Source organism: Streptomyces sp. NPDC029956, from assembly GCF_055574655.1.
The window spans coordinates 1-4579 of sequence record NZ_JBVHZJ010000120.1 but is presented as its reverse complement, the minus strand read 5'-3'; the positions used below and the strand labels follow the sequence as shown (position 1 = coordinate 4579).

The following is a 4579-nucleotide window of genomic DNA, read 5'->3' as shown; positions in this document are numbered from 1 at the left end:
CGCCCGGTTACATTCCGAACCCGGAAGCTAAGCCTTTCAGCGCCGATGGTACTGCAGGGGGGACCCTGTGGGAGAGTAGGACGCCGCCGAACAATCATTGTGGGAAAGCCCCGCACCTTATGGTGCGGGGCTTTTCTGCGTTCCGGGGTCTTTTCGTGGGACCCGCTCAGGCCGGCGTGACGAGTTGGGTGTCGTACGCCAGGATCACCGCCTGGACGCGGTCCCGGGCGCCGGTCTTCGCGAGGATGCGGCCGACGTGGGTCTTCACCGTCGACTCCGCGAGGTGCAGGCGTTCGGCGATCTCCGTGTTCGTCCAGCCCTGGCCGATGACCGTGAGGATCTCGCGTTCCCGCTCCGTGAGAGAGGCGAGGCGCGGGTCCTCCGGGTGAGGGTCCGCCGTCGGGGAGGACGGCAGGTGGTGGATGTACGCGTCCAGGAGGCGGCGGGTGAGGCTCGGGGCGACGACCGCGTCGCCGCTCGCGACCGCGCGGATGCCGGCGAGGAGTTCCTCCGGCTGGGCGTCCTTCACCAGGAAGCCGCTGGCCCCGGCGCGGAGGCCGTCGTACGCGTACTCGTCGAGGTCGAAGGTCGTGACGATCAGGATGCGGGTGCGGTCGCCCGTGGCGACGATCCGGCGGGTCGCCTCGATGCCGTCCAGGCCGGGCATCCGGATGTCCATCAGGACGACGTCGGGGTGGTGGCGGTCGACCAGCCGGATCGCCTCGGTGCCGTTGGCGGCCTCTCCGACGACGGTCATGTCGTCCTGGCTCTCCAGCAGCATGCGGAAGCCGAAGCGCTGCATCGGCTGGTCGTCCGCGATGAGAACGGTCGTCACGAGGGGGTGCCCTCCCGGGGGAGTCGGAGTCTGACGTGCCAGCCGCCGGTCGGCAGCGGGCCGGTGTCGAGTGTGCCGTCGTAGAGGGCCGCGCGCTCCCGCATCCCGGTAAGTCCCCTGCCCTGGGCGGACGGTGGGGGCGGCGGAACGGCCGGTCCCGTGTTCGTGATCTCCGCCCGCACCTCCTGGGGGGTGTGGGTGAGGAGCACGGTCGCCTTCGCGCCCTCGCCCGCGTGCTTCAGGGCGTTCGTCAGGGCTTCCTGGACCACCCGGTAGACCGTCAGCTGGGCGCCCGGGGTGAGGGGCCGGTCGGGAGAGGAGCCGTCCCGGTCGAGCCGTACCGGCAGGCCCGCCTTCCGTACGCCGGTGATCAGGTCGTCGAGGTCGGCCAGGGTGGGCTGGGGGTCACGGGCCGCCTCCGGCTCGTCGTCGTGCAGGACACCGAGGAGCCGGCGGAGTTCTGCGAGGGCCTCGCGGCTCGTCGTACCGATGGCGTCGAGGGCCTGGGCGGCACGCTCGGGGCTCTTCGCCGCCGCGTACCGGCCGCCGTCCGCGAGGCCCGTGATGACGGAGAGGTTGTGGCCGATGATGTCGTGCATCTCGCGTGCTATCCGGGTCCGTTCGGCCGCCGCAGCGAGCCGTACCTCCTGGTCGCGTTCGATCTCCAGGCGGCGGGCCCGGTCGACGAGCGCCGCCGTGTGGTCCTTGCGGGAGCGGACCGCGATGCCGAGGAGGGCGACGAGCGCGTACGTCCACAGGGTGGGGACGACGTGCTGGTCCCAGCTCCCCCGGGGGAAGCGGACCGCCCCCGTCAGGAGCGGCGGCAGGAGCAGGGCGGAGGCCCACAGGAGGGCGCGGGGCGGGCGGGAGAGGGCGATGTGGAAGAGCGGGACGAGCTGGAGGTAGCCGGCCTGGAGGAAGGCGCCCGAGGCGGCGCTGACCAGCGCCGCGCAGGCCATCACGGTGAGGACGGCCAGGGGCTCCCGGCGGCGCCGGTACAGCGGGAGGGAGAGGCAGAGGCTCAGGGTGACCACGAGCCAGGCGGGGACGGACGGGTCGGGGGCGGTGTTCCGCCAGCCGCCCGACGCGTCCACCAGTGCGGCCGCCGTCCAGAAGAACGTGAGCGTGGAGTCCCACACCCAGGGTCGGCGGGTGTCGAACGCCCGGGTCCGCGCGAGCAGTTGCTGGAGGGAGCGGCTGAGGCCCGTTGTCGCGGTCGCTTCCGTGGTCACCCGGTCATCATCCTCATACGTCGCGGCGCTTGAGCAACAGGGCGGGGACGGCGAGGGCCGCGGCCGCCCACAGGACGAGGGCGAGCAGGGCGGCGCCGGGGGAGGCGGCGCCCGGGATCGGGGTGGCCGAACCGAGGGCGCCGGCGGCCTGGGTGGGGAAGTACCGGACGGCCGTCTCCATCGCCTCGTACGGGAGCATCCCGAGGACCTCGGGCAGGATCATCACGCCGCCGACGAAGGCGCCGATCGCGCCGGGTACGGAGCGGAGGGTCGCGCCGAGGCCGAGGGCGATCAGGCCGAGGAGGGTGATGCCGGCGGCGTTGCCCGCGAGGGCGGCGAGGACGCCGTCGTCGGTGAGGGAGGCGGCCTGGTCGGAGTCGGAGAGGAACGCCTGGGCGGTGAGGAACGTCAGCAGGTTGGTGACGGAGGTGAGGGCGAGGACCACGCCGGTGTAGACGGCGGCCTTCGCCCCGAGGACGGGGAGGCGGGCGGGGACGGCGGTGAGGGAGGCGCGGATCATGCCGGTCGCGTACTCGCCGGCGGTGACCAGGATGCCGAGGACGGCGAGGGCGATGGCACCGAGCTGGCTGCCGTAGAGGGTGAGGATGACGGTGTCGACGTCGGAGTCGCCGCCGTCGGAGGTGTAGGTGGCACCCATGAGGATGCCGACACCGAGGACGAGTGCGGTGGCCGTGAGGACGGTGATCCAGGTCGAGCGGACGGTCCACAGCTTGTGCCACTCGGAGCGGAGTACGCGCGCGTGGGTGAGGCGCGGGGCCACGGAGGGGGTGGTGGCCGCGACGGTCGGGGTGATGGTCGGGGTGCTCATGCGGGGGCTCCCTGGTATTCGACGGAGTCGTGGGTGAGGGCCATGAACGCCTGCTCCAGGGAGGCGGCCTGAGGGGTCAGTTCATGGAGGGGAAGACCGTGGGCGGCGGCCGTGCGGCCGATCTCCGGTGCGTCCGGGCCGGTGACGAGGAGGGTGTCGGGGGCCTCCAGGGTGGTGGCGGCGCCGGGGAGGAGGTTCCGCAGCCGGTCGGCCTCCGGGGTGACGACCTTGACGGAGGCTCCGCCGGAGGTGCGGACGAGCTCGTCGACGGTGGTGTCGGCGAGGAGCCGGCCCTTGCCGATGACGATCAGGTGCTCGGCGGTGAGGGCCATCTCGCTCATCAGGTGCGAGGAGACGAGGACGGTACGGCCCTCGGCGGCGAGGGACTTGAGGAGGGTGCGGATCCAGAGCACGCCCTCGGGGTCGAGGCCGTTGAGCGGTTCGTCGAGGACGACGGTGGCCGGGTCGCCGAGGAGCGCGGCGGCGATGCCGAGGCGCTGGCCCATGCCGAGGGAGAAGCCCTTCACGCGCTTGTCGGCGACATGGGTGAGGCCGGCGACGGCGAGGACACGGTCGACGCGGGACCGCGGGATGCCGTGGGTGAGGGCGAGGGCCGTGAGGTGGTGGCGGGCGGAGCGGCCCGGGTGCACGGAGCGGGCTTCGAGGAGGGCGCCGACGCGGGTGAGCGGGGCGCCGTGCCGGGCGTACGGGCGGCCGTCGACGGTGGCGTGGCCGCGGGTGGGGGCGTCGAGGCCGAGGATCATGCGGAGGGTGGTGGACTTTCCGGCGCCGTTGGGGCCGAGGAAGCCGGTGACGGCGCCCGGCCGGACGGTGAAGCCGAGGTCCCGGACGACGGTGGTGTCCCCGTACCGCTTGGTGAGGTTCTCTGCTCGGATCATGCTGACGACGCTAGGGAGCGGGCGGCGGGTGTTCGTCCGACCTGGGGCGGGAGGTGGGGCGCCTGCGTGGTACCGGGGTACGACGCGGGGGAAAAGCCCTTGTCAGGGGCGTGCGGTCGCGCGGAGGATCGGGCGCATGGACTTTTCGATACGTGTCATCCGCGCCGACGAGTGGGAGCGGGCCCGCGAGCTCCGTCTCGCCGCCCTGCGCGACCCGGTCGCCCACCTCGCGTTCCTCGAGACGTACGAGGACGCCGTGCAGCGCCCGGACTCCTTCTGGCAGGAGCGTGCCGAGGGGGCGTCCGAGACGGGCGCCGGGAACGTGCGGCAGTTCGTGGCCGAGGCCCCGGACGGGCGGTGGGTCGGCACGATCACGCTCCTGGTGGAGCGGCCGTCGGACGAGGTGCGCTTCGGTGCGCCGGCGAAGGTCGGCCAGACGCACATCGTGGGCGTGTACGTACGGCCCGAGGTGCGGGGTACCGGTGTGATCGACGCGCTGTTCCGTGCGGGCGTCGAGTGGTCCTGGTCGCTGGCGGAGCCGGTTGAGCGGGTGCGGCTCTACGTCCACGAGAACAACGCGCGGGCTGCCGCCTTCTACCGTCGCTTCGGCTTCGTGGCGACGGGGGAGCGGGTGGGCGTCCCGGGGCACGACACGGCGATGGAGGACGAGTACGAGGTGCGGCGGGCTTCCTAGTGACCTGGTTTTGAGGTCGTAGGTCGCCACGTGAGGTATCTGCTGTTTCAGGTTGTGGTGTTCGCCTGCGGCGGGCCACGCGTTCGCGCT

The 4579-nt window shown here is 72.7% G+C and carries 5 protein-coding genes and 1 rRNA gene; 2 read left to right on the top strand and 4 right to left on the bottom strand.

All coding sequences use genetic code 11. From position 1 onward, the window contains the following. A 5S ribosomal RNA gene (gene rrf / locus ACZ4XX_RS40180) occupies positions 1-92 on the top strand; the annotation flags it as partial. 74 nt (positions 93-166) lie between these two features. Here rrf and ACZ4XX_RS40175 read toward each other — a convergent pair. The 4 genes from ACZ4XX_RS40175 to ACZ4XX_RS40160 are packed head-to-tail and all read right to left on the bottom strand — an operon-like array spanning position 167 to position 3795. Beyond that, on the bottom strand, positions 167-835 hold the full coding sequence (locus ACZ4XX_RS40175) for a response regulator (protein ID WP_468512761.1): 669 nt from the start codon (positions 833-835) through the stop codon (positions 167-169). After that, a complete protein-coding gene (locus ACZ4XX_RS40170) occupies positions 832-2067 on the bottom strand; it encodes a sensor histidine kinase (protein ID WP_468512760.1) in 1236 nt (411 codons plus the stop codon). Before ACZ4XX_RS40170 ends, ACZ4XX_RS40175 begins: the two co-directional genes overlap by 4 nt. 13 nt (positions 2068-2080) lie before the next feature. Beyond that, on the bottom strand, positions 2081-2896 hold the full coding sequence (locus tag ACZ4XX_RS40165; RefSeq protein WP_468512759.1) for an ABC transporter permease: 816 nt from the start codon (positions 2894-2896) through the stop codon (positions 2081-2083). Beyond that, positions 2893-3795 (bottom strand): ABC transporter ATP-binding protein, encoded by a 903-nt coding sequence (locus ACZ4XX_RS40160; protein WP_468512758.1) that lies wholly within the window; start codon positions 3793-3795, stop codon positions 2893-2895. Before ACZ4XX_RS40160 ends, ACZ4XX_RS40165 begins: the two co-directional genes overlap by 4 nt. A gap of 136 nt (positions 3796-3931) precedes the next feature. On the opposite strand from ACZ4XX_RS40160, the gene ACZ4XX_RS40155 reads away from it, so the two are divergent. Beyond that, positions 3932-4489: a GNAT family N-acetyltransferase gene (locus ACZ4XX_RS40155; protein ID WP_468512757.1), complete on the top strand. Its 558-nt coding sequence runs from the start codon at positions 3932-3934 to the stop codon at positions 4487-4489. Positions 4490-4579 lie beyond the last annotated feature (90 nt).

What these genes read in the sequence shown, in the direction of transcription:
- ACZ4XX_RS40165 (WP_468512759.1), bottom strand. Translation starts at nt 2,896, where the DNA reads ATGAGCACCCCGACCATCACCCCGACCGTCGCGGCCACCACCCCCTCC.
- ACZ4XX_RS40160 (WP_468512758.1), bottom strand. Translation starts at nt 3,795, where the DNA reads ATGATCCGAGCAGAGAACCTCACCAAGCGGTACGGGGACACCACCGTC.
- ACZ4XX_RS40155 (WP_468512757.1), top strand. Translation starts at nt 3,932, where the DNA reads ATGGACTTTTCGATACGTGTCATCCGCGCCGACGAGTGGGAGCGGGCC.